This window comes from Streptomyces sp. AK02-01A (genome assembly GCF_033795305.1).
In the GTDB taxonomy this organism is placed as follows: domain Bacteria; phylum Actinomycetota; class Actinomycetes; order Streptomycetales; family Streptomycetaceae; genus Streptomyces.
The window spans coordinates 578038-604881 of the sequence record NZ_JARBAE010000001.1; the positions used below are offsets into that span (position 1 = coordinate 578038).

11 protein-coding genes and 1 pseudogene are annotated in these 26844 nt (G+C 65.6%); 6 read left to right on the top strand and 6 right to left on the bottom strand.

What is annotated here, in order from left to right:
• Positions 1-118 precede the first annotated feature (118 nt).
• Both PV679_RS02365 and PV679_RS02370 read right to left on the bottom strand, forming a co-directional pair.
• Positions 119-706, bottom strand: a complete 588-nt coding sequence (locus tag PV679_RS02365) for a hypothetical protein (protein WP_319678522.1) — start codon at positions 704-706, stop codon at positions 119-121.
• A gap of 895 nt (positions 707-1601) precedes the next feature.
• A complete protein-coding gene (locus PV679_RS02370; protein ID WP_416069634.1) occupies positions 1602-3125 on the bottom strand; it encodes an ABC transporter substrate-binding protein in 1524 nt (507 codons plus the stop codon).
• Between the two features lie 1377 nt (positions 3126-4502).
• Here PV679_RS02370 and PV679_RS02375 point away from each other — a divergent pair.
• The 3 genes from PV679_RS02375 to PV679_RS02385 all read left to right on the top strand — a co-directional run bounded on the left by PV679_RS02375 (position 4503) and on the right by PV679_RS02385 (position 9750).
• Entirely contained in the window at positions 4503-5411 is a 909-nt protein-coding gene (locus PV679_RS02375; protein ID WP_319678478.1) for a ricin-type beta-trefoil lectin domain protein, read from the top strand.
• Positions 5412-5531: 120 nt separating this feature from the next.
• The gene (locus PV679_RS02380) at positions 5532-8990 is read left to right on the top strand and encodes a right-handed parallel beta-helix repeat-containing protein (protein WP_319678479.1); all 3459 of its coding nucleotides are present in this window, start codon (positions 5532-5534) and stop codon (positions 8988-8990) included.
• A 145-nt stretch (positions 8991-9135) separates the two neighbouring features.
• Positions 9136-9750 carry a response regulator transcription factor gene (locus PV679_RS02385; protein WP_319678480.1) on the top strand — a complete coding sequence of 205 codons (615 nt, stop codon included), beginning with the start codon at positions 9136-9138 and terminating at the stop codon, positions 9748-9750.
• Between the two features lie 117 nt (positions 9751-9867).
• Here the strand turns inward: PV679_RS02385 and PV679_RS02390 are convergent, their stop codons facing one another.
• On the bottom strand, positions 9868-10035 hold the full coding sequence (locus PV679_RS02390; protein WP_319678481.1) for a hypothetical protein: 168 nt from the start codon (positions 10033-10035) through the stop codon (positions 9868-9870).
• A 172-nt stretch (positions 10036-10207) separates the two neighbouring features.
• On the opposite strand from PV679_RS02390, the gene PV679_RS02395 reads away from it, so the two are divergent.
• Entirely contained in the window at positions 10208-10390 is a 183-nt protein-coding gene (locus PV679_RS02395; RefSeq protein ID WP_319678482.1) for a hypothetical protein, read from the top strand.
• A gap of 152 nt (positions 10391-10542) precedes the next feature.
• Here PV679_RS02395 and PV679_RS02400 read toward each other — a convergent pair whose 3' ends face one another.
• Positions 10543-10980, bottom strand: coding sequence for a cupin domain-containing protein (locus PV679_RS02400; protein ID WP_319678483.1), 438 nt, complete (start codon positions 10978-10980; stop codon positions 10543-10545).
• 1150 nt (positions 10981-12130) lie between these two features.
• On the opposite strand from PV679_RS02400, the gene PV679_RS02405 reads away from it, so the two are divergent.
• Complete coding sequence (locus PV679_RS02405; RefSeq protein ID WP_319678484.1) at positions 12131-12826, top strand: type VII secretion system-associated protein; 696 nt, start codon at positions 12131-12133, stop codon at positions 12824-12826.
• Here the strand turns inward: PV679_RS02405 and PV679_RS02410 are convergent.
• Positions 12811-12945, bottom strand: a pseudogene (locus tag PV679_RS02410) (IS3 family transposase); the annotation flags it as partial. The gene PV679_RS02405 and the pseudogene PV679_RS02410 overlap by 16 nt on opposite strands.
• A 219-nt stretch (positions 12946-13164) precedes the next feature.
• Here PV679_RS02410 and PV679_RS02415 point away from each other — a divergent pair.
• A complete protein-coding gene (locus PV679_RS02415) occupies positions 13165-13338 on the top strand; it encodes a hypothetical protein (RefSeq protein ID WP_319678485.1) in 174 nt (57 codons plus the stop codon).
• A 23-nt stretch (positions 13339-13361) separates the two neighbouring features.
• Here the strand turns inward: PV679_RS02415 and PV679_RS02420 are convergent, their stop codons facing one another.
• On the bottom strand, positions 13362-26333 hold the full coding sequence (locus PV679_RS02420; protein WP_319678486.1) for a hypothetical protein: 12972 nt from the start codon (positions 26331-26333) through the stop codon (positions 13362-13364).
• Between the last annotated feature and the right edge of the window lie 511 nt (positions 26334-26844).

Here is a 26844-nt window from a genome sequence, read left to right on the forward strand (position 1 = left end):
GGTTCAAACCGGCGGGTGCCGGAAGCCGTGGTCTTCCGGCACCGACCATGGACAGCCGTGTCACACTCACTGTCGCACGATGTGTTATGCCCTCAGAGGTTGATGCGCATAAAACCGTTCAAGAAGGGTTGGCACGGTAGAGGCCACGTCCCGCGCGGTGGATGCGAGACGCGCCCACGAGCCGGTCGAGTGTGCTGCGCACGGCGTTGATGCTGCCGGAGTCAGTGTCCCGCCCGAGTGCGGCGGCGACGTCACGCGCCCGCACGCTGGCGTCGGTCGAGGCGAAGTATTCGAGGATCTGCTCGGTCAGTTGGCCGTACTTGCCTTGTTCCGCGTCACCGGCGACGCGGAGTTGCGGTACTGCTGCCGAGGGAATCTGTTTCTTCTCCGCGCGCGCCGGTGGTCGGGAGACGTCGGCCGCCTCCGGCTCCGGCTTTCCTGCGGCAGGCTCTCCACCCTTGTCGTGCGCAGCGTCCATGGACTCGCCGACACGCGGGCTCACAGCCGGCACACTTTCTCCCGCGGGCGCCACTCGCATCAAATCCTGGAGGACTCCCAGTGCCTTCTGTACGGAGCCGAGATGCGCGACCACGGCCGCCAACTCACGTTCCAGCGCCTGCCGCTGTTCTTCGAGGCGGTGCAGTTGCGCCTGCAGATTCTCCGCAGTGATCTCGATGTTCTGCGTCGTGTAGGCCACGGGGACCAGGTGTTCCTTTCATCTTCAATCCTTCCTGCTGCACATCCGCTCCGTTCCCTTCGCGGCCGGATCGGTCGCCGACGCGAACTCTGTACACGCAGCGGCCCGTCCGGGACACAGATTAGTACGGCGCGCGGGAAGTGACCGGTGAGTAGTCTCGCTCACAGCTCTCGCTGTGACCAGCGAGATGCGTGAAGGTGGGCCATGATCATGGTTCCAGCCGCAGCGCGGGTGAGGACGCGCGTACGAACGATGCCGAGTCCCGGGCGAGGACACCGGCCGGCCTTCGAACTTGTGCACGGTTGGTGGTGCGACTTCGAGGGTCCCGGCGGGGCTCAGTGTTCACCCGTGCTGCGCCGGGGCCAGGTCCGCCGTCTGTTGACGGGAGAGCGGGCCGGCGATGGCTCGGACGGTGTCGGTCATGTGCTCGCGGCGGCCGGGGTGGCGGCCCAGGGCCTGCCAGTTCTTGAGGTGCGCGATGCCGTACTCGCCCGGACGCGGCGGGAGGAAGGTGCCTTGCGCCGGTGCTACCGCCGGCCCGTCGGCCGGGAGTGCGACCGGCCCCGGCTGGTCTGCCTTTCCTTGCGCGAGGGGAGGATGTCTCCGGGGCCTTTCCCTGGGGGACGGCCCGTTGCCAGGCCCCGGAGACCACCTTGCGGGAGGGCATCGCTCGACACGGCCCTCCCAAGGAACATGCATCGTGGCACGAAGACCACTTCACACTATTCCAGATTTCGGTGGGGCGTCCGTCCCCTGTCCTGTTCACGCTTGCGAGTCGGTGTGAGACAGCGGGTGACGTGCCCTTGCCGACGGGTGGCGTGATCCGGCTGCGGCGATCGCGGCCGATCGGACCGGTCAGGAAGCCGTCGCTTCTTTCACTTTGAGATGGTATCGGCCACCGGCGTCAGGCTTTGCTGAGCGCCCAAAAGCGGAAGACCGTCGAGGCGTCCAGGCAGTACTGGTAGCCCCGGACGTTACTGCGGACGACGGCGTACTGCTTCCCCTGCCACAAAGGCAGGACGGGCAGTTCCGCCGCGACGATGTCCTGGATCTTGCCGAACTCCTTGCGTGTGTTCGTACGGTCGCTCTCCGCCGCCGTGCGTGGCAACAGCTCCTTGGTAATCCTGCTGTTCGAGTAATTGTTGTTCAGTACATTGCCGTCGCCGAAGAACGGGGCCGTGAAGTTGTCGGCGTCGGGGTAGTCCGGCACCCAGCCTTTTACATACACCCCGTATTTCCCTGCGGATATCGCCTTCTCGTACTCGTCGAAGGGGACGGAGCGTACCTGGGCCTCGAACAGCCCGCTGGCTTCGAGCTGTTCGGCGATCAGCTTGAGGGCGTGATCGGTGGCAGGTCCATAACGCGTGGGGGTCGACCAGAGTGTGATTTTGACCTTGTCCGTGATGCCTTCGGCGCGCAGGGCCTCGGTGGCGCGCTGTCTGGACGGTCTGGCGCCGTAGGTGTCGAAGAACGCCGTGGTGTGCCCGGAGATTCCGGCCGGCACGATCGAGTACAAGGGGATCGCCGTGTCCTGGAATACCTTCCGCACCAGGCTGTCCCTGTCCAACAGATAGGCGAAGGCCCTGCGGACGCCGAGGTTGCCCGCCACGGGATCCTTCATGTTGAAGACAAGGTGCTGGACCTCCGCGCTGCTTCCCTCGATGACGTCGAGACCGTTCCTGTCGCCGTCATTGGTCATCTCGGAGATATTGCTCAGGCTCAGGCCGCGGTAAGCCATGTCGACCTCCCCGCTGGTCAACGCCCGCTTCAGCGCGTCCTGGTTCGCGTGGAAGAACCGCAGGGTGACGCCCGAGTTCTTCGTCTCGGCCGCGCCCTTGAAGCTCTCATTGACGGAGAAGACCGCCTTGTGCTCGTCGAAGGAGTCCAGTCTGTAGGGCCCCGATCCCACAGCCCGCCTGTCCGTACGCAGCCGGTCGGCTTCGTACTGACGGTGGTCAACGATCGATCCGGCTCCCGACGCGATTTTGCTGGGGAAGGTGGCGTCGGGTTCATTGAGCCGGAAAATCACGGTCCTGTCGTCAGGCGTGGACACCGATTCGAGCGTACGCAGCATGATCGCCGGGCCCGCCGGGTCGTTGATGCGGAGCATGCGCTCAAAGCTGAACTCCACGTCTTCCACAGTGAGCGGGTCACCATTGCTGAACTCCAGGTCATCCCGGAGAACGCAACGAAAGACCTTGGCGCCGGCGTCCGTGAAGCCACAGGACTTGGCGGCATCCGGTTGGGGCTCCGCAGAGCCTTCCGGAAATCTCAGAAGGGACTGGAACACGTTGTTAAACAGCATCCAGGAGCCGGGATCGTAGCCAGAGGCGGGATCGGTGGCCAGGATGCGGTCCGTCATCCCCACCACAAGGCGCGGCGCACTGTCTACCAGCACGGCCTGGCACCCCGTCAGTAGGCCGGCCATGAACCCGGCCAGCGCGAGGGTGACCGGCCATCGTCTTTGTATGCTCACTGGAACGCACCTCGTCCTCACTCGGCCAGTCGTCCGGCCGAGACCAACCGCTCGCAGGGCATGCGAGGAAACCCACAGATCAGAGGTCTCAGGGTGGAGCGCACCTCGTCCGTTGAGGTGGCGCTCGGCCATCATAGGAGTGAGAAGTGGGACTCACTCCACACTATGTGCCATTGTTTCGCGACTGTTTGGCGAACATAGTGTCAGGCGTTGCTCGGGTCGAACCGTGACTCAGGCGCCGCGGTTTGACGGCCAGAATGCGTGGGCGGCCATGGCCGGCGTGGTGTGCGGATATACAGAAGCCGGTCGATCAGCCTGCGTCCGTGCGAAGACGCGTAGGCCAGGAAGGCATCGTGTCCGGCGACAGGTACAGGGCCGTGCCCGCACCGAACGCGCGTCACGGACGAGGCACCCGAAGGCGGCCGCCCGCGCACTTTCAGGCACTGTGGTGGGACCGATGAGGAACGGAACCGCGCGGGCCGGACGGATGACCGAGACCGCTGTTACGTTGGGAATTGGCGGGCCGGTCACGGCCTGGACCGGTCATCACCTTCGGGCCGCACGGCCTCCTGGCAGCTCACCGATCGACCCTCGTGTCCGCAGAGGGCACGATCTTCGATCGAGCGGTGTCAAGAGCCCTGGCGATTCAGTCCTTCGGATCCGGGTCGTCAGCCGGCGCCCAGTGAGGACCGGCACCTGTGTCGAGCAGACCGTAGCCGTCGTCACGTCCTGGAGGCGCTGTGCAAGCTCCGCTGCCCGGCCTCTCGGTCGAGGGGCGTCTGCTGTCCGTCCCGGAACCGCCGAGTGCTTGGTGTCGCACAGGAGCGATTCTTCGCGACGCAGGTATCACACCGTGTGCCGTCGGTACCCGCCATCTGGCCATGAGGGACGGAGGGCCGGCCCGGCCGTCCTGGCGTCGCAGCCACGCAGCCTCTCGCCGCGCCTACAGGAGGCCGAGCCGGAAGCCCTCGGTTCCGTACGTGCGCTGTTTCCCGGAGACCCGCCGGGCCCGCACTGACCTTTCACCGTCCGACATCGTCGTAGAGGACAGAGCAGAACATGAGTGAACCCGCAGCGAAACCCGCGGAGAACGGCACGGGTTCAGCGGCAGTGGAGGGCGAACCGGCCGGCCCGGACAACTCCGTGGCATCGGCCGCAGCCCCGGATCCGGCTTCGTCGCAGCCGACGGCACCGACCGCCGCGACAGGTGACGGTCCCGTACAGTCCACGGCAGCCTCGAATTCGCCCGTCCCTGGCACCGAAAGTTCGGCGAGGACGGCCGATTCGGCATCATCCCGGGGCATCGCCGCCACCGCCGGGGATCCGCCCGTGCCGCCGTCCGGAGCCGCCTCTCCCGAACCCGAGTCGAGCGACGGGAGCGGGGCGGGCCGACTGTCTCCCGGCGTGCTGGCGGGCGCGGCACTCGCCGGACTGCTCCTGGTGGCCACGCCGTTCGCGCTGGCCGCGATAGCCGGAGGTCCGTCAGCCGATCGCCACACGGCGGCCGCGAAACCGGGCGACACGGACGTCGCTCTGGACGACCCGGGGCCCGGCTTCGTGCCGGTCCCGGCAGCGAGTTCCGGTGCTCCCCGCGGCCATGCTCCCGTGATCGCCGGTGCCGCGCTGGGCGGGCCCGCGGCGTCGGGCGGTGTCGGCCTGGCCGGTCCCAGACCGGCATTGTCCACAACCCCGGCCTCGTCGGCGGACGCCCGGGACGGTGCGAAGCCCGCGGCGCAGACCGGTACGAAGTCCGGCACGAAGTCCGGTGCCGGGACCGACACGCAGACCCGGAGCGACAGCGGCCGTACGGGCTCGACCGACACCCCGAAGCCGCCCCCTGCCGCCCGGCAGCCCGCGAAGGCGGAGGTCGTGAGCAAAATGAACAACAAGTGCTTGGACGTCACCGACTACAACTACGCGCCGGGGAACCCCGTGCAGATGTGGACGTGCCGTCAGCAGAGCAATCAGTTCTGGCAGTTCTATTCGGACGGCACCCTGCGGGCCGGTGGTCTGTGCATGACCAGCGAGTCGGGCTCGGGCGCGAACGGATCGCCGATCCGGTTGGAAAAGTGTGCTGACCGTCCTCAGCAACAGTGGGTGCTCAACAAGCGGGAGGACATTGTCAACCCGGCGGCCGACAAATGCCTCGACGTCGTGGACATCAACCGCAGTAGCGGGGCTCGTCTGCAGCTGTGGAGCTGCAACGGCCAGGTGCAGCAGAAGTGGTACAAGCGGTGACCCCGCCGCCCCGGCGCTGAGCCACCGTCCCCTGCGACAGCCCCGCACCGACCGCTCGGAGCCGTCCAACGGCCCGCCCCCGAAGATCTCGCGCCATCCGGCCCGGAGAGGAGAACGTCCATGACCCGCCAGGTACTGGCCGTCGACCCGGACAACCCTGGGAGCCACGTGTCCATCGCGGACGCCGTGCGGGCCGCGAGGAGCGGTGCCCTCATCACGGTGGCCCCCGGCCGGTACAGCGAGCCGCTGGTGCTGGCAGACGTGGTCACCATCGTGGCCAGGGAGGGCCGGGGATCGGTGGAGATAGCCCCTCGGTCCGGCACGGCCGTGACGGTGGCCGCGGAGGCGGTCAAGCTCACCGGGCTGGTACTCAGAGGCAGCGACGCGGAACTTCCCGCGGTCGACGTACCGGCAGGCCAGTTGGAGCTGGACGACTGCGAGATCAGCGCCACCTCGTGGACGGCGGTCCTGGCGAGGAACTCCGGCGCGCTCGCCATGCGAGACAGCCGGGTCACCAACTCCGTCGGCGCCGGGATCGTGGTGACCAGCGAGGGCGAGAGCATCGTCGAGGACTGCCTGCTGGAGGACCTGGGAGCGTCCGGCCTGGTGATCGGCGAACGGGGCAACCCGCTGATCCGACGGTGCACAGTACGCGATGCCGCGGGCAACGGTGTGTTTGTCAGTGGTGAGGGACGCGGCCGGCTTGAGGACTGCGACATCTCCAAAACGGAGAAGCCGGGTATCGCGCTGGAGGACCGCAGCTCCACCCTGGTCGTGCGTACCCGCGTGCACGAGGCCGGCCTCGTCGGGATCCATATCTCCAGCCGCAACCGTGTCCAGTTGGAGGACTGCTCGGTGCACGACACGGCCGGGCACGGGCTGACGGTGAGCGGTGACGCGGAGCCGCTGGTGCGCAGGCTGCGTGTGACGGGAGCGGGGCAGCAGGGCCTCAGACTCGGTGACAAGTCGCGGGGCCGATACGAGGACTGTGAGGTGCTGGACCCCGCCGAGGCCGGGCTCTGGGTCGGCGGCTCCGCCTCTCCGGTCATCACCGGGCTCACGCTGCGCGGCGGTGACTCGGACGGGGCGCATCTGACCGGCGACTCGACGCCGGAACTGGACCGGCTGCATGTCAGCGGCCCGTCCGGCAGTGGAGTGCGGGCCGACGAGAACACCAACCCACTGGTGCGCCGCGCCACGATCGCGGACTGCGGCGGGCAGGGCCTGGAGATCGGCGACGCCGGCGGAGGCCGCTACGAAGACGTGGAGATCACAGAGGCCGGCAAGTCCGGGGTGCGCTTGACGGACTCGGCCCGTACGCTGCTGCACGCCGTGCTCGTCCGCGAGGCGGGAGACAACGGTTTCTCGGTCGTCGGTGAGGCCGTCGCGACTCTGCGGGACTGCGACACCTCACGCGCCCAGAACTACGGCCTTTCGGTGGCCGCGGGAGCCAAGGTGACGGCGAACCGGTCCCGGTTCCACGGTTCGGGCCGTGCCGGGGTCATGATGGCGGCGAACAGCTCCGGCACGCTCACCGACTGCGAGGTCTTCGACAACTCCGGTGACGGCATCCTGCTGCACACCATGGATCGCGTCGTGATCAAGAAGTCCGCGGTCTATGACAACAGACGCAGTGGTCTGCACCGCACGGTGAAGAGCGAAAACACCATCCTGGAAGAGCTGGTCAGCCGGTCCAACGGCGCGCAGGACATCCACGGGGAGTCCAGGGAGAGCGTCCAGTCGCTCAGCGCCGATGTCGCCAAGCCGTTGCGTGAGCGGATTCCGGCGATGCCCGCCGGCGACGGCGAGCGTCCCATCGTCGGCGAAGGCGGCTCCCGGCCGGAGCGGACGGATGTCGAAGCGGAGCCCGTGGCGGACGGCTTCCGCCCGGAGGACGGCACCCGTGGCCAACGGAAGAAGAAGAAGTCGACACTGCTGGAGGAGTTGGAGGCGCTGATCGGCCTGGACTCCGTCAAGCATGAGGTGAAGACCCTGGTCAGCCTGAACCAGATGGGCCGCCGGCGCGCCGAGATGGGCATGTCGGCGCCGCCGATGAGCCGCCACATGGTGTTCGCCGGCCCACCCGGCACCGGCAAAACCACCGTGGCGCGGCTCTACGGCGGCCTGCTGGCGGAGCTGGAAGTGCTTCGTTACGGCCATATCGTCGAGGTGGCGCGGCAGGACCTGGTCGCTCAGGTCATCGGCGGTACGGCGATCAAGACCACGGAGGCCTTCGAGAAGGCGCGCGGCGGCGTCCTGTTCATCGACGAGGCGTACACCCTCACCTCGCAGTCGGACGGCGGTGGCGGAGCGGACTTCGGCCGGGAGGCCGTGGACACTCTGGTGAAGCTGATGGAGGACCACCGCGATGACACGGTGGTGATTGTCGCCGGCTACTCGGTCGAGATGCGCCGCTTCCTGGCCACCAACCCGGGCCTGGCGTCCCGCTTCAACCGCACCATCGAGTTCCCGAACTACACGGTCGACGAGCTGGTGACGATCCTCGAACACATCTGCGATCGGCACGAGTACGAGCTGGGCCCGGGCACCCGGGAGGCCCTGACCTCCTACTTCGAGAACATGCGGCGGGACGACACCTTCGGCAACGGGCGTACCGCACGCAAGGTCTTCGAGGAGATGGTCGACCGCCAGGCCTTCCGCCTCGCCGAGGAGGCGGACGTGCTGCCCACCGACATGGTGCGTCTGATGCCCGAAGACCTCGGTAAGAACGCGCCAGGAAGCACCGACGACGATGAGGCGGGCCGCGAGGAACTCGATTCGCTGCTCGCCGAACTCGACACCATGGTCGGGCTGGACAAGGCCAAGGAGTCCGTCGCCTCCCTGGTGCATCTGGCCGCCAACACCCGCCATCGCGCCGCCGCGGGCCTGCCCACGGCGACCCTCAGTCACCATGTCGTCTTCTCCGGCGCCCCTGGTACCGGCAAGACGACCGTTGCCCGGCTCTACGGGCGCCTGCTGGCCGCTCTCGGTGTGCTCAGCAGCGGGCAGGTCGTCGAAGTGGCCCGCGCCGACCTGGTCGGGCGCTATGTCGGCCACACCGCCCAGATGACCAGCGATGCCTTCGACCGCGCCCGCGGCGGGGTGCTGTTCATCGACGAGGCATACACCCTCACCCCCGGCGGGGGCGAACGCGCCGGCAACGACTTCGGCCAGGAAGCCGTCGACACGCTCGTCAAGCTGATGGAGGACCACCGAGACGACGTTGTGGTGATCGTCGCCGGATACACCGACGAGATGTCCGGGTTCCTGGCGTCCAACCCGGGTCTCGCCTCACGTTTCTCCCACCAGATCGAATTCCAGGACTACTCGGCCGACGACCTTGTGGTCATCATCGAGCGCATGGCCGAGTCCAGCGGCTACAGCTGCGTCCCGGAGCTGCTCGACAGGGTCGGCAAGCACTACGCGACGGTGCTGCGCGACCGCACCTTCGGAAACGCGCGCGACGCCCGCAAGCTCTTCGAGTCCATGGTCACCCGTCAGGCGGTCCGGCTCAGCAAGTCCGCTTCGCCGACCCTCGACGAACTGCGCCGACTGCTGTCGGACGACCTCGTGGTGTGAACCTCACTCGGGAACCGAACTTTTCCCACTCTGTGTGCATCGAAGAATGCGGGCCGAACCAACCAACGTTCGGCTGACATCCTTCGTTGCTGTCTCCGGGGCACACGGTTCGCGGAGACAGCCGGCAGACCGAGGACTTGAGAAGATGAGCAAGCTGTCCGTAGCGGTGCACTCAGCGGACCCGCTCACCCGGTGCGGGCTGGAACACTGCCTGGCGCACAGCCCGCACCACGTGCTGACACCGATAGCCGAGGCCGAAGTCGTGGTGGTGGCACTCGACACCGTGGACGCCTCGGCCCTGGAGACGCTGGCCGCACTGGACACCCGCACGAGCACTCGCTTCGTCGTGGTCACGGGGCGCGGCTGGTATGTCGATCCCTCCTCCGCCGTCGAAACTGGTGTACGGGCCGTGCTCTGGCGGGAGGACGCGAACACCAGCACACTGGTGCGCGCGGTGGCCACCGTGGCCGCCGGACATGCCTGGTTACCGCCGTCGGTCCAGGGGCGGCTGCTCGACCAGGTCGAGCATGTGCAGCGGGAGGTCCTGCGCCCGCGCGGCCTGACTTCCTCGGGACTCACCGCACGGGAGATAGACGTCCTGCGAATGATCTCGGAGGGCCTGGACCTTGCGGAGATCGCCCAGAAGATGAGCTACTCCGAACGCACCATCAAGAAAATCATTTCTTCGGTTATGAGCCGCCTGGGGCTGCGTAACCGCGTCCACGCGGTGTCGTACGCCATCCGCGCCGGGCTGATCTGATCCGGTCCGCAGGCTCGAAACGCAGAGCGTGCGAACCTCCACCGGCGTCCCTGCCACCACCCGGGGCAGGGACGCGGAGAGGAAGTTCCTGGACGGGCGATCGAAGCACGCCGCACGTCAGCGGCGGATGGTGCCCGGAAGTGCCCCGGTGCGGAGCCAGTTCTCGTAGCGGGTGGCCGTGGTCTCCACATCGGCGTCACCGGTGAGTACCCCGTCGGGGATTCCCGCGAGCAGGCCGGCGGACTCGTCGGTGATCACCGTACGGCCGTCCGCGCGGGCATCCAAGGTCACGTCCCCCAACCGGTTCAGGCGGTGGATCTCGGGACCGCCGATGCGCCGGACGCCCTGACCGGGTCGCCCTCTGCCACCGCGGCGAGGACATCGGCGACATCGGAGGCGGCTATGGGACGCACCTGAGTGGAGGGCAGGAGTATCCCCTCTCCCTGAAGTCAGGGCCATGAGCAATTCGACGAATTCGAAGAGGAGGCCGGCCCGTACGACGGTGTGGGGCAGACCGCGGCACGGATTCCGACTCGACCACTTCGAGTGCCGCGCCTGGCGCGGCCGGCACCACGATCCCTGCGTCCACCACGCCATGCTCGGTATCGCCCACCCGCACGACCTCAACCTCGCCGAATAGGCGAGCGGGCGGAGCAAGGACCGGCCACGCCCACACCCCGCCAAAGATCATTCACTGGACAGCGTTTGGAAGCCGACGCCGGCACATGGGAACGATGTGCCGGCGTCGGGACGTGCAATGGCCACTGCGTGGCCCGGGGTCTGATGGCTCAACTACTCGAAGTCGCACCCGGGGTTGGAGGCGTCCTGGGAGAACGGGGCCCCGTGCGGGAGGACATAGAGGACCTGGAGAACCACGTTTGTGGTACCACGGTTCTGTCCAATGTGCACATGGTCCGAGCCGGAGGGTTCGGTGAGGAAGTCACCCTTGCCCCAGACGCCGTCGGAGGAGCAGGTGGCGTCGAAGTGGCTCAGTGTGCCCTGAGCCACACGGGCGTAGAGGGTGCCGTCGTGGAAGTGCCAGCCTGTGCCCTGGCCGGGCGGGATGGTGATCTCTCGCACGGTGTAGTCCTTGCCATTCACCGTCACGGTGGGGACAAGGGTTTTCGCGGTGACGCCGGGGCCGCCAGGGGTGGCATAGGCGGTGGCGGGAGCGAGGGACAGGCCGGTCAACAGAGCCGCGACGGCTCCGATACGCAAACAATGACGCATGAGGTCCGCTTTCGTGAACTGAGGGGATGGGGGGCCGCCCGTCGGCATACACAGGACAGACGCACCACTGACCACGTGCCGGGAGCGCAGCACAGATTGGGCAGGACCCGGTGGGTCGCGGCGCACGAGCCCTGCCGGTACCCGCGTCCGGATCTGAAGGCGGGCAGGCGGTGGGGCGTTGCTTCGGGCGCGACGTCACTCTAGTGCCACTGACATGGTGTGAGTTGCCACTGTTCACCATGCGGTCATCCCGCGCGGTGAGATGGAGAGCTTGCCGGCAGCATCATCTGCCTTTGTCGCCTCCGTAGTTCATCCTGAAATCTGGTTGGAGGCTCTGACCATAGGCGTTGGACGTGGCGTTGGGTGATCAGGGCATGTGGCGAGGCAGAGGAGTGTCGCGGTCGTAGCTGCGGTCGGCTCAGAGCGTGTCGGTGCGTCACGGTGGCCGTCCGACGATGCCGGCCCACCACGCGCACGCCGGAGATACCGGAAACCCGCCCCAAGATCCCGCACGGGAGGACCGTTTGGACCCAGCCGGGTGTCCTCACCTCCCCGTCAGCCGGGAGGGAAGCGTCTATTCACGCCGCCCCGCACGTACCTCACACATCCGCTGCCGACGGCTGCGGCGCGGGCGGCGCCTTGCACGCGCATGGACTGGTACTCCCTGTTCAGCGGCGGGCTCAGATCGAGATCGCCGCCAATCGCAGGGCTGCTCGGTATGCCAGGGTCTGCGTCTTTCGTCGACCAATCGCTCGACCCGCGCGACGGGACACCCCGTCGAGGTCGAGCAACAACGTCGTATCGTTGAGCAAGCCGGTGGCTCCCGCATGATCATTCTGCGTCGAGAACAGAACCGATCACGCTGGACCGCGGGAGCCCTGCGTCCAGGGAGACGAGACCACCGATCTCCCTTGCACGGTGACGCCGCCTCAGCAACTCGTGCACCGCTCAATTTCGAAGACTCACTAAGTATTCTCGCAGTGGCGCTCGGGCCGGTCGTGTCAACCGGCCGGCAACGCTATTCGAGAATTGATGGGTAGGCGCCAGTTCCGGCAACGCCCCGCCCCCGCGCACGGCGGGTGGCCTCGGCGACCGGAAACAGGACGGCGGCCCCGGCGCCCGGGGTCCCGGCAAAGGAGAGACTCAAGAGATGAGTGACACCCCTGATCAGTCCAGAGCGTGCCCCGACGCACCAGAGGACATCCGGGAAGCCGCGCGAATCGCCCCTGACCACTGGTTCGGCATGGTCGACCCCACCTGGCGAGGCCACGGGAATCCACCCGCATGGGCCGTCATAGGCGAATGGCGCTCCGGTACGGACGGTGAGATCGAGGAATGGAGGGAAAACGAGGACTACCGTCCCTCACCGGCGGCTTTGGGCTGGCCGGACCCGACGGACAGCATTGACCAAGCCGTGCAGCTCGCCGTCACCGGCTACGGACGCGCCGAGAACGTGATCCGCCTTCTTGCCACGGCCAACGTGCAGATCCTGCTGACGCCCGACGACCTACCGCTGGCAGCCTGGACGACGGACAACCTCCCCGTCGTCCCCATCTTCACATCCGATGACCATGTTCGGACGCTCAGCGGACTGGGCTCGCGAACTCTTCCTATGGCGGATGTGATGGGCCAACTGCCGTCGCGACACAGGGTATACGTCAATCCCACCGGCGCTGTCGGCATGGTGATCGAGACGGAGCCGCTCAACGCGGCGATCGCCGCCGCGCAGGTCGAAGCAGCACGTAGCGACGAGGCGCCCACCGACGCAGCGCACAACGAACTGCCGGCGGACCAGCACGGACTGATGTTGCTTCCGCCCGCTGCTCGCACTCACACCGTGTCCTGAGGGCTGTCCCGTCGTCGGCGAGGCAAGCCCGCCGGCCCGGCTGCCCGCGTCAACCGGGCGACACGGCGACGCCCGCACGCAGCGCCCTCATGCTGGAGAGCGGCATGGACGCGTGGGGCACCGTAGGTTCCTCACGACCTCGTGTGGACGGATGATCCGCTCGGTCAGCTCGGCGTCGCGGACCGCGCGGGGACCGGGGGTGCCGGTGCGGCGGGCATAGTGGGCGGCTCGGGAGACCTTCAATGGCTCACACGCCCGTTTGACGCAGTGACCTGCACTTTCTCCGCCTTGATGAACGGGTCCACCGTCACCGGGTCTCCTTCGCGAAGAAAGCCGTCTTGGATTCAACCGGTCAGATCGAAGTCTTTGGCGACCCGACCGACCGTACGGTCACCGCGCCGGCACAGCTCGCGATCTCGGCCGTGGACTCCGGCGTGAACGAGCGGCGAGGGCGAGGCTTCTTCTTCCCCATGCTCTCCATGACGGACACTCTTCCAGGGCAGAACCCCTGATCTCGAATGTCCGTCGCGGCGGATCAAGCATAGGCTATGGGGTCGAGGTCGTCGGCCTCGTCGCTCTCCTTCTCTTCGCGGAGTGTGGGGATGTGCAGGGTGATTGTTGTCCGCCGCAATAGGCTGGACCGGTCTTGCCCAGTATTCAGGGCACTCTGAGGCAGGTCTTCGCCGCGACTTAGTGTGACTATCGAGATAGTGTCGAGGCGCGCGGTGCCAAGCCGGCGGGCCAGGCTTTGTCGCAGCTGTGCGGTGACTGTCTCCGCGCGCTTCTGGCCGGTGCCGATGCCGTCGCTGTCTCCTCGGCGTCCCGACGCATAACCGATGACCGTGACCACGGGCTTCTGCTTCGGGTCAGTACCGGATTGCCGCGCGGCGTCTACGGCCCGGGACGCCAGGTGGTCAATCACTCGCTGCTGGTCGGCGGGCAGTTCCACGCCGCCCTGATGGAACGACACCTCGATTTCTCGGCCGAGTCGCGGCTGAATCGGAAGGAACTCGCCGGGTGCCCCACTGGGGGCCCGGCTGATCCATGCACGTGGTGGGGATTGGTAATCTTCGATATACACCCTACCGGCGGCGGCATAGACGGTCGTTTCCAAATAGTCCGCCACTTGCTGGGCAAGTCCATCGTCGTACGCCCCCGCATTACAAGCGATCATCACTACACCGGCCCCGGGTTTCCGGGCAATCAATTTCTGGAAACTGGGGCGGTGCCGGACTACAGCCCCCAACTCCGCGCCGTACACCCGGTATTCGTTTCCTTGGGCGTCCTCCACTCTGGCCTGTGCTTCGTGTGAGTGCATCCCGAGGAAGTAGTTGCCTTTGGACCACGGGACCGGCGTTGTCTCCGGAAGGCCCTGCGTGACCCGCGTGTAGGTGGAGGTGCTCGTCCAGGGAGGGAACCCTTGAAACCATCCGGGGTTGCGGGTCTCAGGGAAATACGCGCGGCCGACGGGCCTTCCGTGCTGGTCGAACATCTCATGCGAGTGCAGGTGACGCTGTTGCACGCCGACGGTGGGGCTTACGGGCGCGGGATGTGCCGGAACGTGGGTCGAGTGTGAGCGTGTGGTCGATGAATCTTGCTGTTTCCCCTTCCCTATGCCAAAGAGGGTCTTCAGATTCGGTGCGCCATAACGGCCGTCAGACCGCGGGTCGGTGAGGGCGCGTGCGGCGGCGGTGCCCATGGAGCGCCACTCGATCGCGCCGGAGCGCGTGTGTCCGTCGCGGTTGAGGACGACGGCGTGGGCGTCGACGGCCTCCCAAGGGCTGGGGGGTGTAGTCGCGACGCGGTGGTCCGCAGGGGCCTGGGGGTCGATCCAGCGTATGCCCTCGGTCGTGTGGTAGGCAGCGATTGCGTGGCCGGGACCGCGACGGCGGTGCCAGACGATCAGACCGGTCTCTCCGGAAGCGAGAGTGTCGGCGATCTTGTCGAGGTCCGTCACGGGCGTCCAGGCGGTCGCGGGGGCGAGAAGGCTACGGGCTCCGCCGATCCCAAGCTGACTGTCGTCCACGCTTCGTGCGCCGGGAGCGGGGGTGCGTCCCGGACCAGTGAGAGAGGCGGGAGGGTAGACCTTGATCTTCAGATCACCTAGCAGGCTCACGCACAGCGCGAGATCGGCCGCCTGGTCGGGACTGAGCCCAAGACGGGTGGCCAAATCAGCGGCTTGGTCCCCGTTGTCGGACGGTCCGGCCGCCGGATGGCGGAGGGTTGCCCTTGCGACGACGTCATTGACACGCTCGGTCAACTGGTCGGAGGAGAGAACCACCCCATCAGCCGTATCACCCCGTGCCGGAGCTTCCGCCGCAGACAGTGGACGCGGCCGAGTGTCCGTCGGCTCGCTGTGTTTGCCGTGGAGGTCGCGGACTTCCCGAGTCGTGTCATTCAGTTGAGGCGACGGTTTCGCTGCCGGCTTGTTCCGCACGCTCTCCGCGAGCTCGCCAGGGCGGTGGTCACCGCCGACGTGCTCGACCGTAGAGCGAGCGAGTGGCTCATCGGTCTTGTGGGCCGCAACCGGTACGCCGCGTCCTGAAGAATCGCCCTCCGAACCTGAAGGCCGCACGACGCTCGACGGCCCGTCCGCCGTCCCGGGCGCCTCTGTGGCCGCATCGGGTGTGGACGGACCTTGGCCGCTGTCTTGGGTGTGTGCAACGGGGTTTTGTGTCTCGCCGTCTGTCTGCGGTCGGGGGTCTTGCGGTGCGTTCGACGGGGTGAGGGCTGCCTTCCATTTCTGCTGCTCGGTGACTTGGCCGGCGGTGTCCGGGGCATCCGCTCGCGCGTCGGCAGGGTTGGCCTCCTCGGCCGGGCGGCCATGGCCCACCGGATCGGCTGGTGTTCCGGCCGTCGGGGAGAGCGGCCCGTCGGCCTGTTCCGGCCCACGGTCCGGTGTGGTGGCCGACGGTGTGTCCTGCTCCGGCTGGGCCGAGCCCGTCTCGGCGTTGGCCACGGCCTGCGCGTCCGGTACTGACGGCTCGGCCGACACGGCAGATGCGGCAGTCTCGCTGGACGGACGGTCGCCCTCGTATGCGCCGCTCCCGTCGGACGGGGGCGTGTGCCCGTTCCCGGACCGGTCGTGGCCGCTGCCGCTGCTGTCACGGTTGCCACTGCCCTCGGCGCTGCCGTCGATCAGGGGCGCCGGTGTTGTGGGGGCCGTAGCGGGGTCTGTGGCGTGCGGTCCGGCACTGTGGGCGATGCTCGTGGTGGACCGGGCGGCCAGTGCGTCGGCATTGCTCGGCCCTGCGGCAGCAGCCGCGAGCGCGGAATCGGGGCCAGTGACGGGTTCCCGCGTCCCGCCGGAAAGGCCTGGCGGCCGCTCGGGATCCGGGAGGGTTCTGGCGTGTACTTCGGCGGCGTGCACACCGTTTTCGCGGAGGCTTCCAGCCGTCTCGGCGACGCTCTCCCAGAAGGAATCGGCGCCGTGGTCGACAGAAAGGCTGGGGCGGCGGCCGGCGGCGCGAAGGATATTCATGGCCAGCCGGACATGGGCAGGGTCGAAGTCTCGTAGCCGGGGGTGTTGTCGAACTGCCTCGGCGAAGGCATCGTTTTGGTCGTCACTGTCTCCAGCGTGTGGTTTTGCGGGGTCCCGCTGCTGTACGGGTATGGGCGCTTGTGGTTGGGCCCCGGACGGGTCGGCGAGCGAAGAAGGCGAAGCCGCGGGGACATTGGCACCACCACGGAGGCGGGCCGCCGCATATCCGGAAGCGCGTCCTGCGGGGCTCTGACCCGTCGAGGATTGCCGGGACGGGGCGCCGGCGGAGTTGAGTGGCGCGGGCCAGGTCAGCTTTTCGGCCGTCTGGGCTGAGCTGGAGAGGTCGGCGGCGCCTTCAGGAGTGACGTCGAGAGAGACAGGATGCCCACGAAGCGCGAGTTCGGGGAAGCTGTTGCCGCTCATGGCGGTGTCCGCGATCTCCGCTACGCCCTCCGGCGCAGGGCTTCGTTCGGTGCCCAACCCTTGGAGGGCGGCCTCCCACTTCTCGTGCTCCCGGTCGCTGTGCAAGACGGGTTCGCGCAGGTTGACGCCATCAGCAGACCCAGTCGCCGTTGGCGCGCGCGTCTGGCTCGCCGCCATGCTGGTGTCCGCCACATCGCTTTCTCTCATTCCCGCCCCGTCGGAGTCCGGACCACGTCCCGCTCCTGCGGGCTCCTGGATATGGGGCGTGTCCGTGCCCTGTCCCTCGGCATCCCCGCTGACGTCACCCGTGACGGGGGCGGACACGGCCGTGGCCTCCCCAGGGCTCCGCGCAAGCGTTGCTGCCGTTCCCCGACTGGAGGCAATGATGGGTGCGATGCGGCTGGCGAGTTGGGACAGCGGGAGCAGGCGGTCCAGGTAGGGGAGTTTCTTCCAGGCAGCCAGGATCTCCCCATGGCTGGACAGGTCGTGCGGTGCCCGTGATTCCTTGCTGAGTGCGCTGCTGACGAAGGCGCGGAGATCGTTGCGGAACTCGGAATCTTCCGTAAGTGCTTGGTGGCGGGCTAGATCGAGGGCTGATCCTGTCATACCGATCGCCGATTCCCGCTCGGCGGCGACCTGAACTGCCTTCTTTTCGATCGCTTCGCTTATCGGATCCTGTCCTGTGCCTGGGTTACGCAGAGTCGCTGTCTGCTCTTGGGTAGCTTCCAGACCCGCTTTGGCGATTTCCCGAATGTCCTGGCGGTACTGTTCCTGCGCCTGTTGGGATTCATTGTCGTCGCCGAGCCGAACCTCGGCCGGGTGTATCCGCTGGTAGGCCGTTATCGCCTGGCTCACCAGCGCGGGCGGAAGATCTCCCAAAATCTCGTCGGACAGCAGGGCCTCTATGCTGCCGCTGTCCTCGTTGTTGTCGGTGGTCGTCTGATCCGGTGCGCCACCGGCGAAGAGCCCGCCTCGCCCGCGAGCGTGCAGCGGGGATGCGGTGATGCGCAGTACGAGCTCTTTGACAATCGTTTTGTCCGACCTGTTACGGATTTCGCCGGGCAGGCGCTCCAGCAAGTATCGAACGGTTTGCTCGTCTGCTCGGTAGCCGGGCCCGTACAGTCTTGCCAGTCTTTCGTTCACCTGGCGCCCTATGCCTTTTTCCCACCCCTGGGGTGCTTGCCATCCTGATGGCCCATCGTCAATCCTCAGCGCATGCTGCATTTGTTGCGCCAAGCCATGAGCCGCATGAGAGCTCTGTGGGCGGCTCCATTCGAGGACGCGTTGCGCAACCGTCTGACCGAGCACCGATACCGGCTGGGTGTGGAGGTCCGGGGACATGCCGTTCAATATGTCCCGCACCACGGAACTGTCAATCCGGTAACCGGGGTATCCTTTTTTCCTCAGTTCAGTAAGTGCTGCGGAACGCACAGCTGAAATCCGGTTATGATAATCCTGGACCCACAGCTGAAACTTCTCAGCTATATTTTCCGGATTGTGGCCCCAAATGGTCAGAGCGGCTGCGGCCAGCTCTAGTTGCTGCCGTGCCGATTCGTCCTCTTCGGCTGTCGCGATCTGCACCCATCGGGATGCCCGCTGGAACTCGTACCAGGCATCTATCCTGGTTTTTGGAAAGCCTCGCACTTGGAGAGTGAAGTACTCTATGATTAGTTCCGGATGCGGAGTGGACCTGGCCGTTTTTTCTAGTTCCCGAGCCCACAGGGTTACGGGAGCTTGCATGGACTCCAGCAATTTGATGCCGAAGTTGTGCGGTACCTCATTTGCAAAGATAGCAGGCGGGTAGAAGGCTTCTGGATAGCCGTTACCTGCTTCAGCCGCTGCCGCCTCGGCGTACAATCTATTCGCCTTGTCGGCGAGCCTTTCATAGTTTCTCTGGGCCGTATCTGCACTTATGTATTCGGCGCCATACGCTCGAACCTCCAGAACTACGAGGGGCAGAGAAGATCCATCATTATTATCGAGACGCCTCAGTTCGGTCATTCCGCCGAAAGCGGACTTCTGGGATACTCGCCAGTATTGGTGGTCCAGTCCGCTCAGCAGGTAGATCCTGAACCGTCGGGCACGTTCATCGATTTCCCCTTGGGGAATGTTACGAAAGTCTCCATAAAACTGAGCGAGGGTTCCAAGGACACGCCAGCGGAAATCTTTGAATATTTCATCAGAATTATCTCGAAGGATCCCCTGAATGCGCGGTCGCAACGTGTGAAGGATATCCGCCATGGCGTGACGGGACAGTACAGCCGCATGCGCCTTAGCCAGCCGCTCGTCGTCGAAGAGGCGATTTGCGAAAGCTGCCGCGTTGACGTAGAGAAGTGAGGCGTAGCCCTTGAGTTCTGCTGCTTCTGTAGCGCTCAGCCTGTGTGAGAAATCTTCGGCGAGCTCCTTGCCGAATTTCAGACCTTCGAACAGGTGTGTCCGGGTGAGATAACCCGGGTTCTGGGTACGGGATCCCCAGGATTCGTCGAGCCAGGTGTGCTTGTGAACATGTTTGAGAAATGAGTACAGGCCGCTCATAGGGACACCGACGGTGTACTGGACATGGTGCAGCGTCGAGTCCTTGAGCGGCCGACGTCCAATCAACGCCCCTCGTCCCAGCTCAGTTGCCTCATATCCCTCCGCGACAGGGAAGAGCTTCGCCAAGGGTACCTGCGGGCGCCCTCCCTCTCTTCCAGGCAAGCCCCTCAGCCGGGTTTCTATATCCTTCAGAATCCGGAACGTGTTCGCCGGGGGTCGACGGCGTCCCTCCACACCTCCCTTCAGCACCTGCATGACATCTGTAACGATCTCCAGGACAGCAGTCATCATGGATTCACCAGAGCCGCCTGCTTGGATGGCGTCGCCCTGATGACGGTAAATGGTGTTATTCGGACCGCGATAGAACTCCTTGGGCTCTACGACCACCTCCATACCCGGCCCCTTGATCAGGGCCTTGCCATAGAAGTCGAAGGGATCTTCAATCCCCTCCAAAAGGATTACTTCGGTGAATTCTACTTCGAGGCCCCCGCCGCCTCCCGCGAGGCCCACCAGCCCGCGGCCGAGAAAGTGGTCTACCAATGCCCCGGCAAGGCCCTTGGTGTTCGAGGGAAGGGATTTCCCGTACGCCGCAACCGCCTCATCGCGCAGCTCCAGTACCTGCGAAATATCCAGAGAAACTTCGGCCCCCGACGCCCCTTTCAGACGCTCTTCGGCCAGCACCATATTGACCCAGGTGAAAAGATCTGTGTCCGCGTCCAGACCATTCGGTTGTGGCGTGTCGACAGAGGTGTCCGCAGTTGCCGGCACCTGCTGGGGGTCCGCCTCACCCGGCGGCACGGCCCGGTCCGCGTTCCGGTCGGTGCCGGTGAGTCCCGTCGTGCCGGGCGTCGCGGGCGGGTGACCGTCCTCGAGTCCGGAACTGACAACTCCGGTGTATGTCTGCCGAGGCGGCAGATCATGCTCCTGACGGATCCTGTTCGCGGTGAACTCCCGATCCGCGTGGGGTGCGGGGTGTGGTTCGCCCGGCAGGTGTACGGGTGTGCCGGCTGGGCGTTGCAGCAGGGCTTGGTGGCGGAAGAGGTGGTGGACGTCCGCAGGGTCCAGGCCGGGGATGAGGGTCCGCGCCTTGATGGATGCGTCTTCGACCATGGATTCCATGTCTGAGATCCATGGTGTGTGGTCTGTTTCGGGGTCTTGGAGTGCCCGGTCAATCGCTTGGTTGTATGCGTCCAGCGAGGTGACGATTTCCTTCAAGCGGTCGATTACTGTTTTATCGAACCCCTCAGTCCCCGCCTCTGCACGGGCGACGGCCACGGCAGCCACGATCCGATGCACATGATCCCGGTATCGCGTTTCTGGTTCTTCCTTGCCGATCACCAGGCGATAGTTCAGTGCTTGACCGACAAGACCGGAAGCCTCTGCGTATTTCCCGCCTGCGAAATCCACAGTCCAGTCACGGGAAGCCGCCCAAGTGTTGAGGAACTCGTCGTCAACCGTGACGTCTGGCGGCGAGGCAAGCGTCGGCGGTCGCGAGGCGGACGGCCCCACATGAAGCTCGGGCAGGACGACAGGGGCGGGCACAGCGCCTCCCCTCATACTGGCCGACGCACGGGTGTGGGCTGGGCGAGTGATGCGGGCCGTGCCGAAAGACTCGGCCATGATTCTTGAGGCGTCGGCGGCCTGGTCCTCGCCGGCATGGTCCAGGTAGTAGGCAACGACCTGTACGAGCTTGTCGTGGAGGGCGCGGTACTGATCGGCCCCGGGGATGCCCGTCGATGCTGCCGGGCGCGCCACGTGGTGCTCGCCGACGATGCGTCGAGCGTCGGAGAGGAGTTCTCTCAGCCTTTGCTGGTCGGATGTCAGGGAGCGCAGGTACTGGCCGGCCGCGGTGAAGTGGCCCTGCCACGGCTGCAGCTCTCGTTGCGTAGGTTGCGGGTATTCAGCCGCGGGTGCGGCGTTGCCGCTCGTCCTGCTGCCGCCCGTGTGTGGCGCCTGGGGTGCCGAATGTGTGACGGCCCTGCTGCGCTGGTTGGATTCAGCCGGTTGAGTGCCGCTTTGACCAGTGAGAGATTCGGCGACATGGACGCCAAGTTGAAGCTGCGTTCGGACATCTCCAGCGGGAACAGGAAAGAAGGTACTTCTTCCCGACAGGGCATCCTCGGTCAGCCGGGCCAGCGTGTTCAGTGTTCTGACCGCTTCGGGCGACAACGCGTTCCCGTTGACCACAAGATCACTGATTGATCGAGCGAGCTCCAAAGCATCAAGACCATTGACCGAGTTCGCTATCGTTTCATCGGAAGACTTTTTCAGCAGCGGGATGACGTTGAACAACGCACCGACCGGCAGTAGGTCGGAACGGCTGTCCAGAAGATTGTCCACGTAGTCGACTCGCCGTTGCGGTTCCAGTATCCGATTCGCGACATTAGCACTCACTGTCGCGGTCAAATCATTGATTGTCGGCGCCAATTCGGCCGGAGTCAGATTGTTGGAGCCACTCGTTCCGGCATAGGCGCGCAACTCCAGGAGCACCAGCGGGGGCCGGTGCTCCGAGTCAAGATGCTTGAAGTCCCGGTCATCCATTCCAGTCAGATCACGCTGACTGATACTCCTTCCGTCGTCAGTCCTGCCTGTTGTTGCGTAGGTGAGCGCATCTCGAATCGTGAAACCTTTATCTTGCAGGCCCGGTGGCAGATCGAGCACCGAGGTGATTCCTTCAGGGAAACTTCGGACGCCTGCTTGCTTCAGGAGGGGTTTCCACGACTTTTCGAAATAGTCAATAATTGTCTGGCTGTTGTCTTTCAGGTACTTCCTGACCTCGGGTCGAAGAGCCCTGCGCACGGCGTCAAGGGGGTGCCTGCAAGCGGCTGGAAGCCCATTCTTGACGAGAATGTCTTCGGCTCTGGCGTGCAACGCCAGGTGCTGCCCCGCAGAGATGTGGTTGAAGAATAGCCAGCCGTATCCCCACAGTTCACGCACTCGCGGATCGGCGGTGAGGAGATTGATCTCCCCGAATCCAAGCGGGCCATGCTGTCGCTCTACGAAATCTTTTGCGAGCAGCGAGCCGAACTGGCGTGCTGTCGGATAGACGCCGAGCAGATTCGGATTCACTATTCTGGCCTCAGCCAGATAGAGAGCAGCTAGGAGTCCATCCACTGGGACGCCAATAGTGAATTGGGAAAACGCTGTTCCCGCCGCCTCCCCCGCTGGAGCCGGCCCCAGCCGGCCGTCGGCGAATTGTTCGGCGACCCGCCAGCCATCCCTTCTCGTGAACACATCTTCCAGCCTCGCACGCTCAGAGGCCGTCAGAATCCTTCGGAATGTCGACTCCGTCGATGCCTGGATCGCATCCCAGGTCAGAGCTCGCCGCTCTCCTGGAAGGGCAGCGGCGGGCTGCGTGACAATTTCGAGCACGGTATGCTGCTCGCGTTTTATGTGCGCATGCCCCGCCTGCTGTGCGTCCTCCCTCTTGATATACAAGGAATCGCCGGCGCGATAGAAGTCCTGGTGATCCGTTGTGATCACCGAGCCGTTGTCATTAACTGCGACCACGGTCCCGTATCCAGGGTCCCCCACGAAGATGACCGGACGTCGGACTTCGAACTCCCCGCCCAAACCGGCATATTGGTGGTGAGTGGACGGGTCTACGACGGAGTGCCCCATGGAGGTCGAGGCGTGGAATTCCGGCAGGGCGTTCGGAATGATGCGGGCGTCGGAGCCGACGACGACGGCGCGGGCTTCGGCAGGAGCGATACGCGGGGGCTGCTTGCCAACCCGGACAACTAGCAGGGGATCAATGTCGATCCAGACAACATCGATTGCACTACTGGCGTCGCGTGTGGCGGTGGCAGGGAGAGCAAATGCGGCGAGGGCGTGTCCGATGCCGCGGGGACGTCGGACGAGGACGAACGCGGCGCTGCCAGATCCCGTCGCGGCGAGGGTGTCCGCGACCGTTTGCCAGGATTGGACGGACCTCCAGCCATCGCCTGCGGCGAGACGGCTCTCGTGGGGGTGCAGGTCGAGCACGCTGTCGTCGGCGGCAGCGCGCGCGGTCGCGACGCCCTGCGGGAAGAGAGCGTCGCGCAGAAGGTGCAGCAGGTCCAGGCATTCCTGTATCGACGGCTCGCGTGGGGACATAGACGCCCCCTCGGCCGCCCGTCGACCGCCCGCGACGCCGGCATGCTGCCTGCGGTGCTCGTTCACGACCTCTTCGACGATGTCGACCAGGTCCTCACGATCCAGCTCCTGCAACCGGCGCGGCCCAACCGCCCGTCGCACCGTGTCCGCACGTTTGTCCGTGCCAGACGCACGGCTTTCCGCGGTCTCCATGACGGGAGCCGTTTCGGAACGGGAGCCGGCGCGGGACAGGCTGTCGGCATGCATGGGAGCGGGCGCGGGTGTCTCACCCGCCGCCGCGCTGGTGTCTGCCACATCGCTCTCCCTCGCCGCCGCCCCGTCGGAGCCCGGCTGCACGGCGGGCAGCCGGTGGCCTCGCTCGTGGTGTGGTTCGCCCGGCAGGTATATGGGCGTGCCGGCTGGGCGTTGCAGCAGGGCTTGGTGGCGGAAGAGGTGGTGGACGTCCGCAGGGTCCAGGCCGGGGATGAGGGCCCGGGCCTTGATGGATGCGTCTTCGACCATGGATTCCATGTCTGAGATCCATGGTGTGTGGTCTGTTTCGGGGTCTTGGAGTGCCCGGTCAATCGCTTGGTTGTATTCGTCCAGCGAGGTGACGATTTCCTTCAGACGGTCGATGAGAGCGGCGTCGTACGCGGGTGTGGGGCGGTGCTCGGTTTCCTTGCCTTTCGCCGTGGTGGCGGCTTCGGCGCGGGCGACGGTTACCGCGGCAACGACGTCGCGCAGGCGTTGGCGGTACTCGGCTTCCGGAGTGTCCTGGCCGATTGCCGTGCGGTAGCCCAGCGCCCGGCCTACGAGACCGGATGCCTCGACGTAGCGTGTGATCGCGAAGTCAGTGGTCCAGTTCCGGGAGCGTGCCAAGGCGTTGAGCCATGGGTCGTCAGTCGTGCGGTCTGTTCCATCGCCGATGGCGCCGCCTGGGAGGCGTGGCTGGGCTGGGGCGAGCCGGTGACCGGTGGAACTCGGGGAGTTGCTCGGGCCGCTCTTCTCTTCTACTTCAGCGGGCTCCGCCTGCGCCGCTGGTGTGGACGAGGCGTGATCGCTGCCGAACGCGGCCGCCATTTGCTTGGAAAGTGCGATCGCGCGGGCCGTACGATCAGTTTTGTGGCGATCGCGGCCCAGATGGGATGCGACGACGTCGATGATATGAGCGTGCAACTTCCGGTAGGACTTGGCGTCGTGTGGCAGACCGTGGGATTCGGATGGGGGAGCCACGTGCTGGCGGGCGACGATCTGTGCAGCCTCGTGCCGGAGATCAGCCGCGTCTGGCATTGCCCAGAGATTTTGGTCCGCGAACGTGAACTGATGGGACCATGCCTGCAATACCTCGGAAGATGGTTGAGGGAACCGCCTGCGGCGCAGTTGGTCGTTACTGTCCGTTGTCGCATCCCGTGCCGTCTGCCGCTGCGACGGATTACTGGTCGAAGGGGCGGCAAGATGCCCAGCCGTCGCGGTTGTGTCCGGCGGCAATGCGCCGGCCGACGGGTTCGGTAGCGGCCGAGCGGGATTCGGCGCACCGCCGTGCAGTGCCTTCCTCTGCGAATCCGCCGGGTTGCGTCGGTAAGCCTCTGTGGGTGCGTGAGACGAAAAAGCGCGTCCGGAATTCATGGTAGGGCCGGCATATGTGCCGCTGGTGGCCGCGCGCAACGGCTGCTTGTAGTAGGAAGATTGCTGTCCGGCGGGCTTGAATGCCTGAGTCGTTGATGCGGCACCGAAGAAGTAAGAAGATATGTTACGGCCGTGCGCTCCGTGGCTACTGGTCGGGGAGCTCGGCGACCCCTTGTAGTGGATGGTCGGCTGGAAGGACACAGGATTTCGACGGACTGAGGGAGCGGCGGAAGGGTGTGGCTGCATCCGATGACTGGGCACGGAGGAGGATGATGCCTGTGCAGAGGAAGAGAGTTGCGTATTACTCTTAGATTCTGACGCGCCGCTCTGATGGTCGCCCAGGCGCCACTCGACAGAAGAGGTCGAGGGATTCCAAACTCCTGTTCTGCCTGATTGTTGGTCATATACACTCACCACCGCCCGGGCTTCAATGTGCGAGGTGAAGGAAACTTCGCTTTCAAAAGTTTTGGCTACGAGATCAGTTCGCGCTTGGGGTTCAACACTTTTGCCAGGATGGATTTCATATCGGTACCGCCTGCCGTTGTACCAAAAGTCACGATCGCGCGTCGTGGATATGTGCTGAGCCACGGCATTGTGCACGATATAATCGCGCAGGAGGACCTTGTTCTCCTTGTTTGGTGCGAGGAACCCACCCCGGAAGATTTGTTCAGGGGTCAAAGGACTGAAACGCCACAAGATTTCATCGGACGAGCTTTCGGGAACTTTCTCGAGATTTGCGGGGAGGACGAGGTCGCGATGGACGCCGTAGCGGTGGTCAACTGGAGGATCAAGGAGTGCATGAGCGGTTGAGGCGGACTCGACCGCGTCGGGCAGGCCGTGGGCCCGCGGGCTGCCCGCGGGAGTGAAGACAACAGCGCGTGCGCTGACCGCGTCCCAGACCGGAGGCTCGGCGACTGCGCGCTGATCCGGGCCCCGAGTGGGGTCGATGTACAGCAGGCCCTCCGCCGAGTACTTGTAGACCGCGATGACGTGACCGGGCAGACCCTGGCGTCGCCATGCGATCAGGCCCATTTCTCCAGGCTCCAGATCATCGGCGAACTCGTGCCAGCCCGTGATGCGGCTCCAGTAGTGGTCGGGTGCAAGACGGCCCAAGCTCGTACCCGTACCCACGCCTATATCGTCGTGACCGCGTGTGATGGATCCGCCGGATGAAGCAGACAGCGAAAAGTCAAAGCCCAGTTCCTTCTGGAGCTTTTCTTGGACCCTGAGGCACAAGAGCACATCCGCAGCCCCCTCCCGGTCGAGGCCGAGACGGGTACCCAGGTCCGCGCTCGGATCGTCTATGTCGACCGTGCCTCGCAGTTGCCGAACTACGTCGTCGGCAACTCCGTTGGCCAGTTTCCGCAACGACTCCTGGTCATGGCCGCCCCGTCCACGCGACTGCGTGGGCGGGGCACCGTTGATGTTGTCGACGTGCGTGGAGTGGACAGCGGTACGCGAACCACGTGGCCGCACCCCATCACCCTCCCGGGATGACCCACCCCCGGAAGAACCCTCAAACCCTCGCTGCGACGCACCGGACACGTCGGTGTCACGCACTCCCGGGTCCGGTGCTGACGGCGCGTCGGGTTCGCGGGAGGACAGGGTGTCCTGGCGCTCGCCGGCCCGGTCGTGTGATGTGGTGTGCCCGTTCCCGGGCTGACCGCTGCTGTTGTTGTCGCGGTTGGCATTGCCGGTTGTGCCCGGGTCGCCGCTGCCGCCGGGGCTGTTGTCGCTGTCGCTCTTGTCGTGGCTCGACGTGGCCGGCTGGGTGGCCGCCGTGGCCGGTTGGGCGGCGGGGTCCGTGGCGCGTGTCGTGGATGTCGGGGAGCCCTGCGGGGTGCTCCCTTATATACATCTCCTAGCCCACAGGCAAAAC

Excerpts from the sequence above, each read along its gene's own strand:
- PV679_RS02370 (WP_416069634.1), bottom strand. The coding sequence starts at position 3,125 with ATGGCCGGCCTACTGACGGGGTGCCAGGCCGTGCTGGTAGACAGTGCG.
- PV679_RS02380 (WP_319678479.1), top strand. The coding sequence starts at position 5,532 with ATGACCCGCCAGGTACTGGCCGTCGACCCGGACAACCCTGGGAGCCAC.
- PV679_RS02385 (WP_319678480.1), top strand. The coding sequence starts at position 9,136 with ATGAGCAAGCTGTCCGTAGCGGTGCACTCAGCGGACCCGCTCACCCGG.
- PV679_RS02395 (WP_319678482.1), top strand. The coding sequence starts at position 10,208 with ATGAGCAATTCGACGAATTCGAAGAGGAGGCCGGCCCGTACGACGGTG.
- PV679_RS02400 (WP_319678483.1), bottom strand. The coding sequence starts at position 10,980 with ATGCGTCATTGTTTGCGTATCGGAGCCGTCGCGGCTCTGTTGACCGGC.
- PV679_RS02405 (WP_319678484.1), top strand. The coding sequence starts at position 12,131 with ATGAGTGACACCCCTGATCAGTCCAGAGCGTGCCCCGACGCACCAGAG.